Source organism: Allobosea sp. NPDC055353 (genome assembly GCF_053644975.1).
Map to the genome: position 1 here is coordinate 54,870 of NZ_JBSHMC010000003.1, position 19,351 is coordinate 74,220.

Consider the following 19,351-nt stretch of genomic DNA (forward strand, 5'->3'; position numbering starts at 1 on the left):
TGGGCGGCATCGTCGCCCTTCGCCAGCGAAGCTATGAACGCCGGCCCCTCCGGTCAAGGCGCGTGCACCGCAGGGCGGAGGTGAAGCCGGCGCGTCACGACCCGCCCGAGACCAGGCTCGCCCCGACATTGATCGCCATCGCCAGGATCGAGGTATTGAAGACGAAGGCCAGGACCGAATGCACGAGCACGACGCCGCGCGCGCGGCGCGTGGTCACGCCGACATCCGAGGTCTGCGAGGTGCAGCCGATCGTGCAGGAAAAATACAGGAAATCGACATAGTCCGGCAGGCCGCTGCCGGGAAAATCGAGGCAGGGCTCGGTCTTGCCGCCGCGATAATAGATGCCGGCATAGTGCAGGGTGAAGAAGGCGTGCAGCAACGTCCAGGAACACAGGATCGTGACGCCGCCGAGCGCGAGATGGGCGCCGCGCTCAGCCGCCGGCACCGCCCCGATGCCGGTGAGCTGGACCGCGATGGCCGCAAGGCTTGCCGTCGCCGCGAGGCAGGATATGACGAGGATGGCGACGGCACCCTCGTCCTGCTGCTCCGCCCGCGCCCGGATCTGATCGACCGTCTCCGTGAACATCGTCGCCGCCAGCAGGCCGAGATAAAGGACGGCGCCAGCATCCCAGGCGACCAGCAGGCGCGTCGCCCAGCGCCAGTCGCCCGGCAACAGCATGGCGAGCGAGGCTCCCGCCGCCAGAGAGATCAACAGACGCGGGCGCAGGGCGAGGGAATGCGGCACGAATTTCATGGCGGGAACGCCCCCTGGGCGGAAGCGGGGCTCGCGGCGGCCGCCAGGGTCGCAAGCGCGGCGTCGAGGCGGCCGGCATCCAGTTCAAAACAGGCGAGGCTCGCCGTATAGATCACCAGCGCCCGTACCTCCCGCCCCGGATAGATCTCCCGCATCAGCGCGGCATAGGCGGCAAGCTGGGCGATCGTGGTGGCCGGGATCGCATCGAGCTCGCGCGGTGGCCGGGCCGTGGTCTTGAAATCGGCGACGACGACGCTTTCGGCGGTCACCGCCAGCCGATCGATCCGCCCCGAGACGGCCCGCGCCTCGCCATCCGCGAGGCGGATCGAACCCGCGACGGGTACTTCCGCCAGGGCATCCGGGGCGAAGAGCCCGGCCAGCGCCGGAGCGGCCAGCAGATGCAGGGCGTCCGTGACGATGGTTGCCCGCCTTTTGGGCGGCAGGGCTCCGCCGCGCGCCTGCGCCAGGGCCTCAGCCGTCGCCGGACGGCGCGCCTCGGGAACGCCCGGCAGGACCTGCAGGAGCAAATGCGCCAGCCGGCCGGCCGCCGCGGCCGCGGCAAGGAAAGGACCGTCGCCCGGCCGCTCCTCGCCATCGGCCGCAGCCAGCGCGCCCGACGGCTTCAGCGGCGGCAAGGGCTCGGCCTCGCGCGCGACCCGCTCGGACAGCCAAGGCGGGACGAGAAGGGAAGCCGGCCCGCCCTCTGGCCGGGACTTCGCCTCCGCTTGCGACGGCGCCGAGACCATGAAGCGCAGCGTCGTCGCTTCACCCTCGCCCAGAAGCTTCAGGCCGGCTTCCGATTGCATCAGGCCCTGTTCGATCATCGCGTACCAGCTGCCCGCCGGCGCCTCGCCCTTGGGCTGCGCGCCACAGACGATCAGGCGATCCTCGGCGCGGGTCATCGCGACATAAAGCAGGCGGTGGTGCTCCTCGACCATCTGCGCGACCACCACGGCCTTGGCATCGGTGGTGGCCCTGACGTCCTCGGCAGACGCCGGCGGCCAGAGTGGCACGAGCTCGCCCCGCGGCGTCGGCACAGCCAATATCTTCGGCAGGCGCCTCGCACCGGGCTCAGGCCCGAGATCGGCGAGGATGACGATCTTCGCCTCCAGCCCCTTCGAACCATGCACGGTCATGACACGGACCTCGCCGGCGCTGGCCGAGAGATCGCGCTTCACATCGGCGGCGCTGCCGGCGACATGCTGGAGGAACCCGGCGAGCGAAGGGCCATAGCGGCGCTCGTGATCGAGTGCGGCGTTGAGGAAGGCGTCGAGCGCATCGCCGGACTCGGCGCCCAGCCGGGCAAGGGCGAGGTTGCGTCCACCGCCGGGGCCGAGCAGATCGGCGAAGAAACGGAACGGACCGCAACGCCCCGCCTCGCGCGTCCAGTGGGCGAGCTTCGCCTCGGCGGCGGCGTAGCGCGGCTCTTCCGCTGCGGCTTCTTGTAGAGCGGCGCGCAGCGAGCCCTTGCGACCGGGCGCGAGGCGCAGGAGATCGTCGTCGTCGAGATCGATCAGCGGCGTCTTGAGCGCGGTGGCGAGCGTCAGGTCATCGTCGGGCAGCAGCAGGGCGCGGCCGAGCACGACGAGATCCTCCACAGCCGGGTGCTCGGCCAGCGTCAAACGATCGCGGCCGGCAACGGGGACGCCGGCATCCTTGAGCGCCTTGACGATCGCCTCGAACAGCGCGCCGCGCTGGCGCAGCAGGATCATGACGTCGCCGGCCGCGAAGGGATGACCGAGATCGTCGCGGCCAGCGTCGTGCCAGCGCCGCAAGGTGCGGGCGATGCGCTCGGCGAGCTTCACCGTGCCGCTGCGCCGCTCGGGCGCGTCGACCGGCGTGGTCCAGGCATCGGGCGGCTCGCCGGTATCGTTGGCGGCGAGCGGCCAGATATCGACAGTTCCCGGCGCATTGCGGCGCACCGTGTCGTGGATTTCCGGGCGCGTCGCGCCGTCGAAGACGAGGCCGCGCGCGTGCTCCGGCAAGGCGAAGACGGCATCGACCGCCTGCATGATGTCGGGCGCCGAGCGGAAGGAGGTATTCAGGCTGATCGCCTCGAAATCCCGCTTCGCCGCCCGAATGCGCCTCTCCAGCGCCCGGCGCTCCTCGCCGAAGACGGCGGGTGCGGCTCCCTGGAAGCCGTAGATCGACTGCTTCTCGTCGCCGACGACGAAGATGGTACGCGGCTTCGCCCGGAGATCGTCCCCGCCCGTGAACTCTTCCGCCAGTTTGCGCAGGATCGCCCATTGCGCCTCGCCGGTGTCCTGCGCCTCGTCGAGCAGGATGTGGTCGATGCCGGCATCGAGCTTGTAGAGCACCCAGGCGGCCTCGACCCGCTCCAGCAGCGAGCGCGTGCGCGCGATCAGGTCGTCATAATCGAGCAGCGAGCGCAGGTTCTTCTGGCGCTGGTAGGACGCGAGCATGCGCGTCACCAGCAGGGCGAGCGCCGCGCTGCGGTCGCGGATCGCGACGGCGTTCAACTGCTCGGCGGCGCCGAGCAGGAGGGTGGCGAGGTCCTCCAGCGCCAACAGCAAGGCGCCGTCGAATTCGGATTTGCCCTTGCCGCGGATATTGGCGTTGATCGTGCCCTCGGCCGTGATGAAGCCGCGCCGGCAGAAGCCGACGGGGTCGCCGTCATCCTGCCCGGCGAGCAGGGTGCGCAGGTTTGCCGCGAAATTCTGGCGCGTGGCGCTGCCCGCCTGAAGCGCCTCAATCAGGGCCCGCAACCCCGGCAACGCCGCCAGATCGGCGCGGAAGCGGGTCCTGATCGCGTCGGCCGGCAGATCCGGCGGGATACCGAGGAAGGCGGCGATGCCGGCCTTCACGGCCTCGGGATCGCGGGCGCGGCCGTTCTCGTCGCTGAACAGCGCGCGCTGGCGCAGCGCCTCCTGAAACATCGTCTCGAAACTGTCCTGCGCCGCGAGCCTCGCAAGGAGATCGAGTGCACGCGCTTCCGGGCCGTTCGGTTCGGCAGCCACGAGGGCGAGCAGTTCGCGGCGTGCGGCGCGCAGCATCTCGGCCTGCGCCAGATCGTCGGCGACCTCGAAGCGCGGCGGCACATTCGCCTCGAACGGGGCTGCCTGAAGCACGCGGGTGCAAAAGGCGTGGATCGTCTCGATGCGCAGGCCGCCCGGCGTCTCCAGCGCCTGCGCGAAGAGGCGGCGCGCCTTGGCGCGCTCGGCGATCGTCGGCGTGCTACCGGTGAGCTTCGTCAGCTCGCGGCCGAGCGCCTCGTCCGAGAGCGTCGCCCAGGCACTCAGCGCCTTGAAGATGCGGTTCGCCATGTTGGCGGCGGCCGCCTTGGTATAGGTGATGCAGAGCATCCGGCCGGGCGTGACATCGTCGAGCAGCAGCCTGAGCACACGGTTGACCAGCACATGGGTCTTGCCCGAGCCGGCATTGGCCGAGACCCAGGCGGAGAGGCCGGGATCGGCCGCCTGCGCCTGGCGCTGGTTGGTCAGCGACGGGACGATCCAGCCGGGCTTCATGCCTCGCCCCCTTCGTCACCGCCGGGCGCCGCCGACCATTCCTTGACGCGGGCCAAATGATCGTAGGGGCTGGCATAGCGGATATAGTCGGGCGCGCGGCGCGAGACGAAGGGCTCGCGGCCCGAGCGCAAGGCATCCAGATATTCGAGCAGGCGTTCGAGATGGCGCGCAGCGACATCGGCCAGGGACTCGTCGCCGAACTTGAGCGGCGCGCTCGTACCCCAGCCCTTGGGATCGTGGTGGAGCTTGACATAGAGCACGTCATCGACCGGCAAAGGCCCGGCCAGCCCCTTGAAGCCGGCGCGCGCCGCCAGATCGGCTTCCAGCGTCAATTGCGGGGCAAAGCCCTTCTCGACCTGCTTCTTGGAGGGCGGCGCCCCCGTCTTGAAATCGACGATGCGCAGCGAAGGCGTGCGCGTCAGCTCGATCCGGTCGGCCTTGCCGCTCAAGCGGAATTCGCTGCCATCGGCGAGCGGGAAGCTCGCGGCCGTGAAGAGTTCGACGCCGATACGGCCGATATCGCTGCGGCGGCCCTCCTCCCAGCGGATGAAATGGCCGGCCGTCAGCAGGAAGCGCGGCCACCAGAAAGCCTTGACCTCGGGCACGTCGTCATAGGCGCGGAAAAGCCGCGTGCCGATCTCGACCAGCGGCCCCATCGCATTGGCCGGCAGGCCTTCGGGATAGGTCTTGGTGAATTCCTCGACGATGCCATGCAGCAGCTTGCCGCGATCCTGCGCGGTCGGGTCCGCCACGAGATCATCGAGCGCGTCGAGCTTCAGGATCTTGCGGGCATGGATCTGATAGGGGTCGCGATAGAGCGTCTCCACCTCGGTGACGCTGAGCGAGAGCGGCTGAAGATCGCGCGGGGGGCGCGGCGCCGGGCGGCCGATCGGTTTAGCGTCAGCAGGAGCGCTGAGGACGCCGGCCAAACCCCGCAGCTTCGCGCCCTCGTCGACGGCTTCCGCCCAGACCGGCTGTGGCGTCACCGCCTGCAGGCGCTGCCAGAAGCGCGAGGCGATGGTCTCGGCCTCGCCGGCCTTGCGCGGGCGCGTCAGCGTCACCTGCCGCGCCAGCGCCGCCATGACGAAATCATGCGCGGTCTGGCCGACGCGCCGCTCCGGCGGCGACAGGCCGAGCTCGGCCCGCATCGGCCGGTTGATGAAGGAATCGGTCGTGGTCTGCGGTGGCCAGACGGTCTCGTTCAGGCCTCCGAGCACGACATGATCGGCCTCGAGCAGGCGTGCTTCGAGCAGACCCCAGATCGCGACGCGCGGATGGCCCGGCGACCCCCGCTTCACCACGGTCTCCGCCAGCAGGCCGTCGAGGATGCCGACGAAATCCCGCGCCGTGCCGCCCGCCGGCATGATGGCCTCAGTGGCGGCGAGATCGTCGAAGAGCCCGGAGAGCGCCTCGCCATCCGGGCCGACGAAGGCGAGCGGGGTGCCCGCCTCGCTCATGCTGAAAACGGTGACAGCTTCGCGCGCCGCGGCGACGACGGCGGCCAATGACGGCACGTCGGCACTGAACGCATCGCGCAAGGATGCGCTTGCTGACCCGAGCGCGTGCAGCACCTTGGCCGCGGCAGCCTGATCCTCGGCGACCAATCGCTTGCGCGGCTGCGGAACATGCCCGCTTTTGCGGATCGCCTCCCAGTTTGCGAGCGCGACTTCCAGCCCCGGCATCCCCCGGCCCACCGCCTGGCCACGCCATGTCCCGATATCGAGCGCGGCAGCGCCGTGTGTCAGCGCCGCGCGGCCAAGCCCCAGCCGGCAGAGCGGATGGGCGAGCAGCGGCACAAGCGCGACCGGCGCCATCTCGGCCAGCACGGCATCGAGGATCAGGCGCAGCAGCGAGCCCGCCGGCCAACGCCCGAGCGGCAGGCCGGCGGAATCGTCGACCTCCACGCCCCAGCGCCTGAGCTCGACGGCGACGCGCTCGGCGAGGCCGCGATCCGGCGTCACCAGGGCCGCATGGGCGCCCGGCCGCTCCAGCGTCTCGCGCAGGGCGATGGCGACGATCAGCGCCTCCTCGCGCTCATCGGCGGCCTCGACGACGCGCAAGCCCTGGAAGCCCTCCGCCGCCATCGGCTCGGGGACGCGCGCGCCAAGATCGGACCAGAGCTCGGTGACCGAGGCCGGCAGCATCGCCTCGCGCAGCAGCGCGGCGCGGGCCTCACGCGCGGCATCGGGAAGCGCCAGCTCACGAACATCGTCGCGATCCGCTTCGAGCGTCCCCATCAGATGATGCAGGGCGGCCTGCGGATGCGAATGGGCCGGCTCCTTCGCGATCGCATCCCAGGCGCGAGCCTCCAGTCCGAGATCGATACCGGGCAGAACCACCGCCCCGTTCGGGAGCCGGGCGATGGTCGCGAGCAGCCGCGCTGTGGCTGGAACCGTGCCGGTCGAGCCGGCGGCGACAATCGGCCCGCTCGCCCCGCCGCCGACCAGCCTGTCGCGCTCGGCCGCAAGCATGCGGTTGCGGAAGGCGGCGGGGTCACAGGCGCCGCGCTCGGCCAGGATTTCGGGCCAGGCCTCGCCGAGAATGGCAAGAAAGCCCGCATTGAGCTGCCAGACGCGATCGAAACGGGCGGCATCGAGCGATGCGAGCCGTTCGACCGATACGCCTTCGGTCTGCATCTGGTCGAGCAGGGCGGCGAGATCGCCGGCGAGCCCATAGGCCTCGGCCAGCGTCGCCGGCACCAGTGCCGGCTCGGCCGGATCGAGCTTGAGATGGCTGCGATTGGCGCTGCGGCCCCAGGCATCGACCAGCCGCGTCAGCAGCATGCGGCGTTCGAGCGGGGCGATCGGCGAGACGCGCTCTTCTGCCCAGGCGCCGGCGCCGATCAGCGCCGTTTCGGCTTCGTCGACATCGCCGAGCGGGACGATGCGCGGCAGCAGCAGCGGCCGCCCGCCGAGCTTTCCGGCGAGGATCGCGGCGAAGGCGCGGGCGGCGCGGCGCGTCGGCAGGTAGAGCGTTGTGCGGGCCATTGCGGCAGGGTCGGCGGGGTCGTGGACCGGCCCCAGCCGCCCGTCGAGCATCGCCTGCGCCAGCACCTCCAGAAAGGGCGCGCCGGCCGGGATGCTGAACAGGTTGAGCTCAGGCATCGACCGGCTGGGCGGTGGCGAAGGCGGCCTCGGCCGGCGCGATCGCGTCGGGCGTGCCGACATGCAGCCAGCGGCCTTCCAGCCGTTCGCCGAACAGGCGGCCGCGCGCGATGGCACGGTCGAACAACAGGTTGAGCGAGAACGGCCCTTCCGGCGTATCGGCGAAGAGCTCCGGCTTCAGGATCGCGACGCCGGCATAGATGTGAGGCGCGCTCGCGGCGCTGCCGCGGCGGGACAGGCGGGCGTCATCGGCCAGGACAAAATCGCCGGCGCCATCGAAGCCAAGGCTGGTTTCGCGATCGGCGAGCAGCAGCAGCATGTCCATCCGACCGGGGTCCCAGGCGGCCGCCATCGCCTTCATCGCGGGCCGGCCGGTCTCGCGCCAGAGCGCATCCGAATTGACGTGGAAGAAGGGCGCGGCACCCAGCAATGGCAGCGCTTTCCGGACGCCGCCGCCGGTCTCCAGCAGCTCCGCGCGCTCGTCCGAGATGGTGATGCGGGGGCGGATGCGATCCACGAGATGCGCCTCGACCTGCCCGGCGAGATGGTGGACGTTGACGACCGCTTCCTCGACGCCGGCCTCGGCCAGCCGGTCGAGCATATGGTCGAGCATCGCCTTGCCGCCGATCCTGACCAGCGGCTTCGGCAGCGTGTCGGTGATCGGGCGCATGCGCTGACCAAGCCCGGCCGCCAGCACCATCGCCCGGCGGATCGGCGGCGAAGCGGTTGTGGTCACGCGAATCTCCGTAGTGATCGGCTTGAGACTAGAGCGGATTGCGATCGGATACCAACGGCGCTCGCGTCTGTCTCACCGTCATTGCGAGCGTAGCGAAGCAATCCAGGGGCGGCAGAGCGCTACGTCCTCCTGGATTGCTTCGGAGCTTGCGCTCCTCGCAATGACGGTCAGTCAGGTCACAGATTGCTTTCATCTGCCGCGCCGGTCTCGAACAGCTTCGGCATATGCGCCTGATACCAGGCCTTCAGCTCTTCGAGCGCGGGATGCTCGAGGTTGCGGCGCAGATAGCCTTCGACGCGCGGCAGATGCTTCAGATAGTCGGGCTTGCCGTCGCGCTTGTCGAGCCGGGCGAAGATGCCGGCGATCTTGGTGTTGCGCTGGGCGCCGAGGATCGCATAGGCGCGGGCGAAACCGGCGAGATCGAAATCGGGGGCATCGCCGCGTCGCGCCGCGCCATAGGCCGCGAGCAAGCGCAGTTCCAGCGAGGCGGGAACGTCGATGCGGGCATCCTGGCCAAGCGAGACCAGATCATAGGCGGGATGGCCGAGCACCGCGTCCTGGAAGTCGATCAGGCCGAGTTTGGCATGGCCCTCGCGCTTTTCCAGCCAGATCAGGTTGGGCGAGTGCACATCGCGCATCGTCCAGGTCTGCGGCGCCGCGAGGATCTCGTCGAAGAGCCTGCTCCAGATGCGGGCGAATTCGGCCTGGGTGACGGCCGGAAGCGTCACGCCGGCGATATGCGGCGCATACCATTCGAGGATCAGCTCGGTCTCGATGGCGAGTGCCTGGCGGTCGTATTCCGGCAATGTATGGTCGCGCCCCTCCGCCACCGGCAGGATCGTCGGCAGGGTATGGCGATGCAGGTCGGCAAGGAGTTGTGCCGCGGCCTCGTAGCGCTCGGCGATCGGGCGGCGCTCGGCGTCGACGACGCCCTCACCACCCAGGTCCTCGATCACCAGCAGGCCGGTCGCCAGATCCTGCGCCAGGATCTCCGGCGCCGAATAGCCGAGCGAACGCAGGCCGCGATCCATCGCGACGAAGGCCTCGATCGTCTCGGCGAGATGGGCGAGCGCGCTATAGGGCTTGCCGAGCCGGACCGGGGGACCGTCGGGCCGCGGCGGCGAGATCATCAGCACCGCGGTCTCGCCGTTCGGCCGGGTCAGGCGCTCATAGGCGCGCGTCGAGGCGTCGCCGAGCATGAAATCGCGGCGGGCCTCGCCCCAGCCGGCATTATCGAGGAGACGGCGCGATGCCACCGCAATGGCCACGCGCTGCTTCCAGAGGACCCCGCCCGAGAGATCGGCGATGCGGCCGGTTTCCGGATTGTCTGGGTCGACATCGAGCACGATGTCGATGCGGCGGGCCGCCGGCAGGCGCGTGCCGGCCCGGTCAGGCCACTCGACCAGCATGATCAGGCGATCGATATCCTCGACCAGCCCGATATCGTCGAGTTCGTCGGGCGAACGCACGCGGTAAAGATCGGCATGCAGCACCGTGCCATGCGTCGTCTCGTAGCTCTGGACCAGCGTGAAGGTCGGGCTCGGCGCCTCCAGCGCGGGGTCATCGGCGAGTTCGCGCAGGATGGCGCGCGCCAGGAACGACTTGCCGGAACCGAGATGGCCGGAGAGCGCGACGATGTCGCCGGGCTTGAGGATGGCAGCAATATCGGCAGCGAGGCGCAGCGTCGCCGCTTCGTCCGCCAGCGAGAGCCGGTGCGTGCCGGCCTTGCGGGCTTCTTCGCTCATTCGGCGGCATCCGAAAGCGGCACGCCCTGCGCCGGGAAGACGGCCGTCACCCGCGTGCCGCGGCCGGGCGCGGAATCGAGTTCGACATGGCCGCCATGCAGCTCGACGATCGAGCGGACGATGGACAATCCCAGCCCGACGCCGCGATGGCTGGAGCCGAGCGAATGGCTCTCGAAGCGCTCGAACACCTTTTCCACCACCTCGGCCGGGATGCCACGGCCCTGATCGACAACTGTGATGCGGATGTCCCCGCCTGTGCGCGTCGCGTTCACCGTCACGGTCTGGCCGGCGGAGGAGAAGCCGATGGCATTGGAGAGCAGGTTGAACAGTACCTGGCGCAGGCGCTTGCCGTCGGCACGCAGCGGGCCGGTGCGCGGATCGATCTCGACCTTGAGGTCGAGCTTGGTGTCGGTCAGCCGGTCGTGCAGCCCGGCCGCTGCCTGGGCGATGGTGTCGGCGACGTCGACATCCTGGATTTCGAGCGTCAGCGCGCCGTTGTCGATGGTGGCGAGATCGAGGATGTCGTTGATGATCGCGAGCAGCGCGCCGGAGGAGCGGACGATATGGGAGGTGTAGTCGCGCTGCTTGTCGTTGAGCGCGCCGACCGTCTCGGTGCCGAGCAATTGCGCGAAGCCGATGATGTTGGTCAGCGGCGAGCGCAGTTCGTAGGAGACGTGGTGGACGAAATCCTCGCGCAGCCGCGAGATCGTCTCCAGCGCCTCGTTCTTCTCGGTCAGCGCCCGCTCGACATTCACGCTGGCCGTGACGTCGGCGAAGGAGATCAGCGTCGCGCCGTCCGGCAGGGGAGCCGCGGCCATGTCGAGCACCGTGCCGTCGCGCCGCTCGATGCGGCTGCTGTAATCCTCGCGCGCATCGCGCACGCCGGTGACGACGCTGTGCAATTCGCTCCAGACCTCGTCCTGCGGGAAGAGCGGCCGGCAGAGCCGGATGACCTCGTCGATATGCGGCGCGCTGGCCGCGAGATCGCCGCCCTGGATGCGCCAGGACTGGGCGAAGGCCGGGTTGGAGAGCTTGAGCCGCCCGTCCGAGCCGAACACGGCGACCCCTTCGCGCAGTGAGTCGAGCGTCTCGCGCTGGGTGCGGGACAGGGCGTTGAAGCGGGATTCCAGCGTGAAGCGCTCGGTCACGTCGTCATAGAGATAGGTGACGCCGCCCTGCGGATTGGGGCTGGCGACGACATGGACGGTGCGCCCGTCCGGCAGGTACCACCAGTCCTCGCTGGCGCGCGTCGCGGTATAGGCGGCCTGTGCCGCAGCCTTCCAGCTGCGGTAGTCGCCGAGCTCGGGCAGGCGCCGCTCGGCGCGCAGCTTGTCGAGAATCTCGCCATCGGTCGGCTGGCCGTCGAGGAAGCCCGCTTCCAGCGACCAGAGCGCATCGAAGCCGGAATTGCGGTAGACCAGACGCTGGGTGCCGTCGAAGACGGCGACCGCCGTCTTGAGCCGGTCGAGCGTGCGGACATGGGCGTCCATCTGGCGCTGGAGATCGGCCCGGACCGCCTCGAGCTCGCTCATGTCGGTGGCGAAGCCGGCATAGCCGGTCGCGGTCGGCAATTCCATGATGTCGAGCGTGCGTCGCTGCCCGGAGACCACGGCCGGTGCCCGCAGGGCGAAGGTCGCGCCTTCCCGGCGCGCCCGCGAGGCGGCATCGCGCTCGGTGCGGTCGAGCAGTTCGAGACCGTTCTTCGCGACGACAGCCGGATCGGCAGCCTCGACCGCCCGCGCATAGGCGGCGTTGACCCAGGTGAGGCGGCCATCGGCATTGCGCATCCAGGCGGGATGCGGCAGCCCGGCAAGCAGGCTCGAAAGCGCCGCATGGCCCACGGTGACGCGTTCGAGCTCGCCGCGCAGGGTCATGACCTCGGCCCGCTCGCCCGTGACCTCGCGGAAGCGGATCACCGCGCGCCCGGCGACGGGCCGGCCCTCGACGTCGATGAAAGGCCCCGCCTTGCTGCGGAGCGTGAAATTGAAGGCTTCGCCGCGCTGCTTGAGCGCATCGGTCGCCAGTTCCAGGCGTTTGGCGTCGACCGGCGGCGCCCAGCTGCCATAAGCCAAGGCGAGCGTCGCACCGGGAGCCCCGAGGAAGCCGCTGTCGCCCTCGAAGATGGGCTCGGCATCGCGGCCCTTCCAGCTCACCACCACCTGCGGATCGGCCGCGAGCAGGATGGAGAGCCGTTCCTGGTGGCTGCGTGCCGCTTCGAGATCGGCCGCGAGCTTGGCCTCGCGCTTCTGCCAGCGCGTCCGCTCCCGCACATAGATCAGCGATGTCGTCGTGGCGAAGACGGTCAGGCCCGCCAGAATCAGCGACAATCCGCCGGAGCTCAGGGTGTCGAAGGGTGCGGGCGCCAGCCATTCGCTGCGCGCCATGGTCGGAACGGTGACCGCCGCCGCCAGCGCGGGCAGCAATGCGCGCGGTCGCCAGCCGCCATCTCGCTCCTGTCGCCTCGCCCGTGCCATCCTTACGTCCGTTGTCTCTCCGGCGGCCCTGAGCCGCCCTATCCATCGGGCCCGTCGGAATCGGCCGGGGGAGCTGGCAGGGCTGCCATCTCCGGAGGGGCCGATCCACGCTCGCCACCACGCCAATCACGTCAGAGCTTTCGACCCGGCCCGCGCATCGCGGCGACCGAATCAGTCCCACTCTAATCATCGCTGGAGTCCGTCAGGAAGTGCTTAATGGCAGGTAAATCGTTCGATTTGCCGACCGAGCCGGCTCATTGCCGGCGATCGTCAAGCAGTAGACGCCGTTGGCCGACGAGGCACAATTTGTAGTAGCTCGGGGTCTGATTCCCGGAAGGCACAGACATGAAAAAAGGCCCGGCTGATGCCGGGCCTCGCGATGGTCAGCGCTTGAGCGCGTGTCAGTAGCGGTAGAGCTCCGGCTTGAACGGGCCGGTCGCGGGGAGGCCGAGATACTTCGCCTGCGCGTCGTTGAGCACGGTCAGCTTGGCGCCGACCTTGGCCAGATGCAGCGCCGCGACCTTCTCGTCGAGATGCTTCGGCAGCGTGTAGACCTTGTTCTCGTACTTGGCGTGGTGGTTCCAGAGTTCGACCTGGGCCAGCGTCTGGTTCGAGAACGAGCAGGACATCACGAAGGACGGATGGCCGGTCGCGTTGCCGAGGTTCACCAGGCGGCCTTCCGAGAGCAGGATGATGCGCTTGCCGTCGGGGAACTCGATCTCGTCGACCTGCGGCTTGACGTTATCCCACTTGAAGTTCTTCAGGCCGGCGACCTGAATCTCCGAGTCGAAATGGCCGATATTGCAGACGATGGCGCGGTGCTTCATCGCGCGCATATGCTCGACGGTGATGACGTCGAGGTTGCCGGTGGCGGTCACGAAGATGTCGGCGCGCGGAGCCGCGTCCTCCATGGTGACGACCTCATAGCCCTCCATCGCCGCCTGCAGGGCGCAGATCGGATCGATCTCGGTGACCAGCACGCGGCAGCCGGCCTGGCGCAGCGAAGCGGCCGAGCCCTTGCCGACGTCGCCATAGCCGGCGACGGCCGCGACCTTGCCCGACATCATGACGTCGGTGCCGCGGCGGATGGCGTCGACCAGCGACTCGCGGCAGCCATAGAGGTTGTCGAACTTCGACTTGGTGACGCTGTCGTTGACGTTGATCGCCGGGAAGGGCATGCGGCCGGCCTTGGCCAGCTCGTACAGGCGGTGCACGCCCGTCGTGGTCTCTTCCGAGACGCCCTTGATGGCGGCGCGGGTCTTGGTGAACCAGCCCGGATTGGCCTTGAGCTCGCGCTTGATCAGCTTGAAGAAGATCGTCTCTTCCTCATTGCCCGGCTTGTCCAGGAACTCCGCCTTGCCGGCCTCGGCCTCGGCGCCGAGGATGATCAGCATGGTCAGATCGCCGCCGTCGTCGAGGATCATGTTCGGCGTGCCGCCGTCACCCCAGGTCGCGGTCTTCAGCACGTATTCCCAGTACTCTTCCAGCGTCTCGCCCTTGATCGCGAAGACGGGGGTTCCGGTCGCGGCGATCGCGGCGGCGGCATGGTCCTGGGTCGAGAAGATGTTGCAGGACGACCAGCGCACGTCGGCGCCGAGATCCTTCAGGGTCTCGATCAGCACGGCGGTCTGGATGGTCATGTGTAGGCAGCCGGCGATGCGGGCGCCCTTGAGCGGGAACTTGCCCTTGTGCTCGGCGCGGATCGCCATCAGGCCCGGCATCTCGTCCTGGGCCATGTTGATTTCCTTGCGGCCGTAATCCGCAAGCGAGATGTCCTTGACGATGTAATCCGACACGGGTGGCTCCAATCGCTCAGCCTGAATGATGGCGCGCTCTCTAGCAGCGCAGGGAGCGAATGGCAATCAAAGATATAAAGATGTCTTTATATGCACCCAAACCCGTCAATGCGGTTCGGTCTTGCACCCTATCCCAGGGCTTTCCATCGCTGCCAAATTCACCGTTTGCGGAAGCGCCCTGGAAGCGTCGAGAACTTCAATCCCCAGCAAGCGCCCCTCGGCATCGAAATCCAACACGATGCCGGGCCGAACCTCGATGCTCTCCGAAACGGCACTGGAACCGAAATAGAGATAGAAGGCGTCGACCTCTGGATCGTAGGTGGTTTTCATTCCCCCTCGCCGAACCTGTCGGCGATGAGGGCCGCGAGCGCGTCGAGGGCCGGTTTCGCCTCGGTGCCCTTCGCGACGATGGTGATCGTCGAGCCGATGCCGGCGCCCAGCGTCAGAACGCCCATGATCGAGGTCGCGCCGACCGTCTCGCCGCAGCGGCTGACCGTGATGTCAGCCTCGTAGCGGGCGGCGCATTGCACGAATTTCGCCGTGGCGCGGGCGTGCAGCCCCTTCTTGTTGACGATCTGGAATTCACCGTAGAGGGCCCCGGCGGGAATTTCGACTTCGGGGCAATCGCAGTCTTCGTCCATCCGCCCCTCTCGGCGCCGTTACTTGCCGGCCAACACGCGGCTGGCGACGGTGATGTATTTCCGGCCCGCATCCTGCGCGCTGGTGACGGCTTCGTCGAGGGTCTTCTCCTCGCGCACGCTGGCGAGCTTGATCAGCATCGGCAGGTTGACGCCCGCGACGACGTCAATGCGGCCGGGCTCCATCACCGAGATCGCCAGGTTCGAGGGCGTGCCGCCGAACATGTCGGTCAGGATGATGACGCCACGGTCGGTCTCGACCTGCTCGACGGCGGCGATGATGTCGCGGCGTCGGCTTTCCATGTCGTCATCGGGAGCGATGGCGATGGTCGCGAGGTTCTTTTGGGGGCCGACGACGTGTTCGAGCGCAGCGCGGAACTCCGTCGCCAAATGCCCATGCGTCACGAGGACCAGTCCGATCATTCAATCCAGCACCGGCGAGCGCCGTCGGGCGCCCGGACAAGGTCGCGGGTTATGCGGCAGACGCGAGATATGCGCAAGCCATCGGCCGTCAAACTTGTCGAAATCGTGGTTAGCGGCCGGCGTCTGTGAATAAGTCGAGCGCGTTCAACGCAAGCCTCTCGTCGCCGGCGCGACCCGTTATGCGCAAGCGAGGGAGATCGATGCCTGCGAGGTTGTCGACGAGATCCTCGGGTTCGGGCATCCGCGCCGGCTCCTCGGCCGCCAGATCGACGACGAGCCTGATCACGACCGCTCCGGTGTGGGGTTCAGGCGTCAGGCCGAGGCCGCGCCGCTCGACGATGCCCTCCAGCGGCGCCACCGGCCGCGCCACCAGCCGATCGCCGGTCGCAACGAGTTCCGCCCGGTCATCGGCGACCAGCCGGGCGAAGCGCCCGGTCTGTCCGGCGAGCGCGATCAGGGCCAGCGCGAGCGTCGACTTGCCGCTTCCCGAAGCGCCGCGGATCAGGATGCCGGCCTCGCCGACGGCCACGACGGTCGCATGGATACGGGTTCGCGGGCGCTGCCTCGCTGCCATCTCGCCGTCAGGCTGCATGAGCGTAAGCCGCCGGCAGGCAGACGATGAAGCGGGCCCCGAGGCGCTGCGCCTCGCCATCCGGGCCGACCGGCCCCAGCCGGTTCTCGGCCCGGATCGAGCCGCGATGGGCTTCGATGATCTGACGCGAGATCGACAGGCCGAGGCCGGAATTCTGGCCGAACCCCTCGTTCGGGCGGTCGGTGTAGAAGCGCTCGAAGATGCGCTCCAGCGCATGCGGCTCGATGCCCGGCCCCTCGTCCTCGACGGTGATGAGCACGTCGTTGGCGACGCGCGAGAGCATGACCTTCACCGGTTTGTCGGGCGGCGAGAAGGAGCGGGCGTTGTCGATCAGGTTGACCAGAACCTGGCCGATGCGGGAATCATGGCCGAGCACGAGGAAGGCATCGTCGCCCAGGCGCTGGTTGCGGCGATCGCTGCCCAGCTCGATCAGGGCACGGCCTTCGCGGCGCGTCTCGTTCTGGATCGTCACAACGGCCTCCAGAACCTGGCTGACATCGACCGGGGCGGAATCGTTGCGGGCGAGCTCGGCATCGAGCCGCGAGGCATCGGAGATATCCGAGATCAGCCGGTCGAGCCGGCGGACATCGTGCTGGATCACGGCCATCAGGCGCCCGCGCGAATCCTCGTTGCGGGCGCGGGGCAGGGTCTCGACGGCGCTGCGCAGCGAAGTCAGAGGATTCTTCAGCTCGTGGGCGACGTCGGCCGCGAAGCTCTCGATCGCCTCGATGCGGCTGTAGAGCGCCTTGGTCATGTCGCGCAGCGTGCCGGACAGGTGGCCGATCTCGTCGTGGCGGCTGCTGAAATCCGGAATCTGCTCGCGCGACTTGACGCCGCGCCGCACGCGCTGGGCGGCATCCGCGAGCTTGCGGATCGGCTCGGCAATGGTGCCCGCCAGCAGGATCGAGAGCACGATCATCACGCCGGCAGCGACCGCGAAGACCTGGAAGATCGCGAAGCGCTCGGCAGCGATCACCGCATCGATGTCGCCGCCTTGCGTGGAGAGCAGCAGCGCGCCCTTCACGGTGCGGAAGCGCTGCACGGGCACCGCCACCGAAACGATGGTCTGGCCGCGGGTATTGACGCGTACGACGCTCGCCGGCGCGCCGTTCAGGGCGCGGGCGACCTCCGGATAGGACTTGCCGTTGGCGTTCTCGAAATCGTCATAGGTCGGGACATCGGCCTTGCCGAGCCGGTTGCGCAGCATGTTCCAGGTGCGCTCCAGCAGCGGCGGCTCGTCGGGCTCGCCGACACGCGGCAGATCGAGGCGCAGCACGTCGCCGCGCGAATACAGGCTGCGCGAGTCGATGGTGAGCATGCCGTCCTTGTCGTAGACCCGGGCCCGGGTCTTGGTCGGCGTCACCAGCCGGCGCAGCAGCGGCGCGACCTTCTCGGGATTGATCGAGAAATCGAGCGGGTCCTCGGCGATGCCGGCGCTCTCGCCGGCCTGGAGCTGCAGCAGCTTGTCCGGATCGATGGTGATCGTGTCGATCTCGACCGTGGCGGAGGCCGCGATCGCGCCGGCGATGATCTCGCCCTGGGTCAGCAGGCTCTGGACGCGCGCCTCGATCAATCCCTCGCGGAACTGATTGAGATAGAGGAAGCCGATCAGCAGCGCGACCAGTCCGCCGAGATTGAGGACGAGGATGCGCCGCGTCAGGCTGGAGGCGGCGCGCAGCGAAACGGCACGCGCCAGGCGCCGCCACGCGATGCCGGTGCGGCGACGCAGCACGGCACGCCAGCCGTCCGGCGGCGTTGACGCCCTCGCCTCGTTGTCGACGGTTGCCATGGCTGCGGCTTGCTTTCCGCTCTGGATGAAGGCGGCGGCGAATCCGCGCGCCGCCCTCCTTGCCTCAGGTTTCCTTGAAGCGATAGCCCACGCCGTAGAGCGTCTCGATCATGTCGAAATCGGCATCGACCTGATTGAACTTCTTGCGCAGGCGCTTGATGTGGCTGTCGATGGTGCGGTCATCGACATAGACCTCGTCATCATAGGCCGCGTCCATCAGGGCATTGCGGCTCTTCACCACGCCGGGACGCTGCGCCAGCGACTGCAGGATCAGGAACTCGGTGACGGTGAGCGTCACCGGCTCGCCGCGCCAGGTGCAGGTATGGCGCTCGGGATCCATGCGCAGCAGGCCGCGCTCCAGCGCCTTGGCGTCCTCGGTGCGGGGGGCGGCAGTCGCATCCTTGGCGCCGGCGCGGCGCAGGATCGCCTTGACGCGCTCGACCAGCAGGCGCTGCGAGAACGGCTTCCGGATGAAGTCGTCGGCACCCATCTTCAGGCCGAAGAGCTCGTCGATCTCCTCGTCCTTCGAGGTCAGGAAGATCACCGGGAGATCGGATTTCTGGCGCAGGCGGCGCAGCAGCTCCATGCCGTCCATGCGCGGCATCTTGATGTCGAAGATCGCGAGATCCGGCGGGTTCTGCTTCAGCCCGTCGAGGGCCGAGGCACCGTCGGTATAGGTCAGGATGCGATAGCCCTCGGCCTCGAGGGCGATCGAAACCGACGTCAGGATGTTGCGGTCGTCGTCGACCAGCGCAATCGTTGGCATAAGGCCTTCGTCTCTTTTTCTCGTTGCAATATACGGGCTCCCCTCTCGCGGGAGAGAGGCCAAAGCATGGCGGCAATCTAGCCGGAGCGGGGCGATTTGCCTATGTCCCCGTATGACAAGCCGGAAATCGCAAGGAGGTTCCATGGCCAGGGATGTCAAGGACGTGATTCAGCCGATGGACGAAGCCGTCCGCGCGGAGGCCAGGGGCCTGCTGCGCGAGGCGCGTTCCGCCGCGCTCGCCACGCTCGGCCCGGATGGCCATCCCTCCGCGAGCCTGGTCGGGCTCGCCACCGATATCCAGGGCACCCCGATCATCCTGATCTCGGGGCTGGCCGCCCATACCGCCAACATTGCCAACGATCCGCGCGCCTCACTGCTGATCTCGCCCGGCGGGAAGGGCGACCCGCTCGCCCATGCGCGGATCACGCTGAAGGTCCGCGCCCGCAAGATCGAACGCGAGACGGAAGAAGGCGCGCGCATCCGCCGGCGCTATCTCGCACGCCAGCCGAAATCGGCGCTCTATGCCGATTTCCCGGATTTCAGCTTCTTCGCCCTCGATATCGAGGGCGCGAGCCTCAATGGCGGCTTCGCCCGCGCCTTTGCGCCGTCGCCGGCCGATCTCATGAGCGATCCGGCCCATGCCGCCGCCCTTGCCGAGATAGAGGCGGGCGCCGTCGCTCACATGAACGAGGACCACGCCGATGCAATCGGCCTCTATGCCACGCGATTGCTCGGGGCGAAGGCCGGCGATTGGCGGGCCATCGGGCTCGATCCGGACGGGCTCGACATGGCGCTCGGCAGCGCGGTGCTGCGCCTGCCTTTCCCAACCTCTGTGGACGGCCCCGGCGGCCTGCGGCGCATCCTTGCCGAACTGGCAGCGCAGGCGCGATCCCAAGCGACCTGACATTCCGCGAACCGCTGGCATGCCGGCCCCGGCGAAGACACGCGGCCATTTACCACAGGTTGAAATTCAATCGATTTAGAAAACCTCGCGGCGACGCCGCGCATTTTCAATGACTTGAGCGAGGCGACGCATCGCCTTAAAG

14 protein-coding genes are annotated in these 19,351 nt (G+C 68.6%); 1 reads left to right on the top strand and 13 read right to left on the bottom strand.

Annotation, left to right across the window (positions count from 1 at the left end):
- Positions 1–94: 94 nt before the first annotated feature.
- The 13 genes from ACWIEX_RS20820 to ACWIEX_RS20880 form a co-directional block, all read right to left on the bottom strand.
- The gene (locus tag ACWIEX_RS20820; RefSeq protein WP_454034869.1) at positions 95–754 is read right to left on the bottom strand and encodes a DUF1345 domain-containing protein; all 660 of its coding nucleotides are present in this window, start codon (positions 752–754) and stop codon (positions 95–97) included.
- Positions 751–4,242 carry a double-strand break repair helicase AddA gene (gene addA, locus ACWIEX_RS20825; RefSeq protein ID WP_454034870.1) on the bottom strand — a complete coding sequence of 1,164 codons (3,492 nt, stop codon included), beginning with the start codon at positions 4,240–4,242 and terminating at the stop codon, positions 751–753. Before addA ends, ACWIEX_RS20820 begins: the two co-directional genes overlap by 4 nt.
- Entirely contained in the window at positions 4,239–7,346 is a 3,108-nt protein-coding gene (gene addB / locus ACWIEX_RS20830; protein ID WP_454034871.1) for a double-strand break repair protein AddB, read from the bottom strand. Before addB ends, addA begins: the two co-directional genes overlap by 4 nt.
- The gene (locus ACWIEX_RS20835) at positions 7,339–8,046 is read right to left on the bottom strand and encodes a nucleotidyltransferase family protein (protein WP_454035259.1); all 708 of its coding nucleotides are present in this window, start codon (positions 8,044–8,046) and stop codon (positions 7,339–7,341) included. The genes addB and ACWIEX_RS20835 overlap by 8 nt, the downstream gene beginning before the upstream one ends.
- A 212-nt stretch (positions 8,047–8,258) precedes the next feature.
- Positions 8,259–9,827 carry a tRNA (adenosine(37)-N6)-threonylcarbamoyltransferase complex ATPase subunit type 1 TsaE gene (gene tsaE, locus ACWIEX_RS20840; protein ID WP_454034872.1) on the bottom strand — a complete coding sequence of 523 codons (1,569 nt, stop codon included), beginning with the start codon at positions 9,825–9,827 and terminating at the stop codon, positions 8,259–8,261.
- Positions 9,824–12,301, bottom strand: coding sequence for a sensor histidine kinase (locus tag ACWIEX_RS20845; RefSeq protein ID WP_454034873.1), 2,478 nt, complete (start codon positions 12,299–12,301; stop codon positions 9,824–9,826). Before ACWIEX_RS20845 ends, tsaE begins: the two co-directional genes overlap by 4 nt.
- A gap of 401 nt (positions 12,302–12,702) precedes the next feature.
- The gene (gene ahcY, locus ACWIEX_RS20850) at positions 12,703–14,109 is read right to left on the bottom strand and encodes an adenosylhomocysteinase (protein ID WP_454034874.1); all 1,407 of its coding nucleotides are present in this window, start codon (positions 14,107–14,109) and stop codon (positions 12,703–12,705) included.
- Positions 14,110–14,202: 93 nt separating this feature from the next.
- On the bottom strand, positions 14,203–14,427 hold the full coding sequence (locus ACWIEX_RS20855) for a DUF2283 domain-containing protein (protein WP_454034875.1): 225 nt from the start codon (positions 14,425–14,427) through the stop codon (positions 14,203–14,205).
- A complete protein-coding gene (locus tag ACWIEX_RS20860) occupies positions 14,424–14,738 on the bottom strand; it encodes an HPr family phosphocarrier protein (protein ID WP_454034876.1) in 315 nt (104 codons plus the stop codon). Before ACWIEX_RS20860 ends, ACWIEX_RS20855 begins: the two co-directional genes overlap by 4 nt.
- 18 nt (positions 14,739–14,756) lie before the next feature.
- Entirely contained in the window at positions 14,757–15,158 is a 402-nt protein-coding gene (locus ACWIEX_RS20865) for a PTS sugar transporter subunit IIA (RefSeq protein WP_061971766.1), read from the bottom strand.
- A 109-nt stretch (positions 15,159–15,267) separates the two neighbouring features.
- A complete protein-coding gene (locus ACWIEX_RS20870) occupies positions 15,268–15,732 on the bottom strand; it encodes an HPr kinase/phosphorylase (RefSeq protein WP_454034877.1) in 465 nt (154 codons plus the stop codon).
- Positions 15,733–15,739: 7 nt separating this feature from the next.
- Complete coding sequence (locus tag ACWIEX_RS20875; protein ID WP_454034878.1) at positions 15,740–17,539, bottom strand: stimulus-sensing domain-containing protein; 1,800 nt, start codon at positions 17,537–17,539, stop codon at positions 15,740–15,742.
- A gap of 64 nt (positions 17,540–17,603) precedes the next feature.
- Entirely contained in the window at positions 17,604–18,305 is a 702-nt protein-coding gene (locus ACWIEX_RS20880) for a response regulator (protein WP_454034879.1), read from the bottom strand.
- Positions 18,306–18,447: 142 nt separating this feature from the next.
- Here ACWIEX_RS20880 and ACWIEX_RS20885 point away from each other — a divergent pair, with 142 nt between their 5' ends.
- On the top strand, positions 18,448–19,209 hold the full coding sequence (locus ACWIEX_RS20885; protein WP_454034880.1) for a HugZ family pyridoxamine 5'-phosphate oxidase: 762 nt from the start codon (positions 18,448–18,450) through the stop codon (positions 19,207–19,209).
- Positions 19,210–19,351 lie beyond the last annotated feature (142 nt).

Bases quoted from the DNA above. Each gene is read 5' to 3' on its own strand.
- ACWIEX_RS20865 (WP_061971766.1), bottom strand. From the start codon at position 15,158: ATGATCGGACTGGTCCTCGTGACGCATGGGCATTTGGCGACGGAGTTC.
- tsaE (WP_454034872.1), bottom strand. From the start codon at position 9,827: ATGAGCGAAGAAGCCCGCAAGGCCGGCACGCACCGGCTCTCGCTGGCG.
- ACWIEX_RS20835 (WP_454035259.1), bottom strand. From the start codon at position 8,046: ATGGTGCTGGCGGCCGGGCTTGGTCAGCGCATGCGCCCGATCACCGAC.
- ACWIEX_RS20870 (WP_454034877.1), bottom strand. From the start codon at position 15,732: ATGGCAGCGAGGCAGCGCCCGCGAACCCGTATCCATGCGACCGTCGTG.
- ACWIEX_RS20880 (WP_454034879.1), bottom strand. From the start codon at position 18,305: ATGCCAACGATTGCGCTGGTCGACGACGACCGCAACATCCTGACGTCG.
- ACWIEX_RS20875 (WP_454034878.1), bottom strand. From the start codon at position 17,539: ATGGCAACCGTCGACAACGAGGCGAGGGCGTCAACGCCGCCGGACGGC.
- addA (WP_454034870.1), bottom strand. From the start codon at position 4,242: ATGAAGCCCGGCTGGATCGTCCCGTCGCTGACCAACCAGCGCCAGGCG.
- ACWIEX_RS20855 (WP_454034875.1), bottom strand. From the start codon at position 14,427: ATGAAAACCACCTACGATCCAGAGGTCGACGCCTTCTATCTCTATTTC.
- addB (WP_454034871.1), bottom strand. From the start codon at position 7,346: ATGCCTGAGCTCAACCTGTTCAGCATCCCGGCCGGCGCGCCCTTTCTG.
- ACWIEX_RS20860 (WP_454034876.1), bottom strand. From the start codon at position 14,738: ATGGACGAAGACTGCGATTGCCCCGAAGTCGAAATTCCCGCCGGGGCC.
- ACWIEX_RS20845 (WP_454034873.1), bottom strand. From the start codon at position 12,301: ATGGCACGGGCGAGGCGACAGGAGCGAGATGGCGGCTGGCGACCGCGC.
- ACWIEX_RS20885 (WP_454034880.1), top strand. From the start codon at position 18,448: ATGGCCAGGGATGTCAAGGACGTGATTCAGCCGATGGACGAAGCCGTC.
- ACWIEX_RS20820 (WP_454034869.1), bottom strand. From the start codon at position 754: ATGAAATTCGTGCCGCATTCCCTCGCCCTGCGCCCGCGTCTGTTGATC.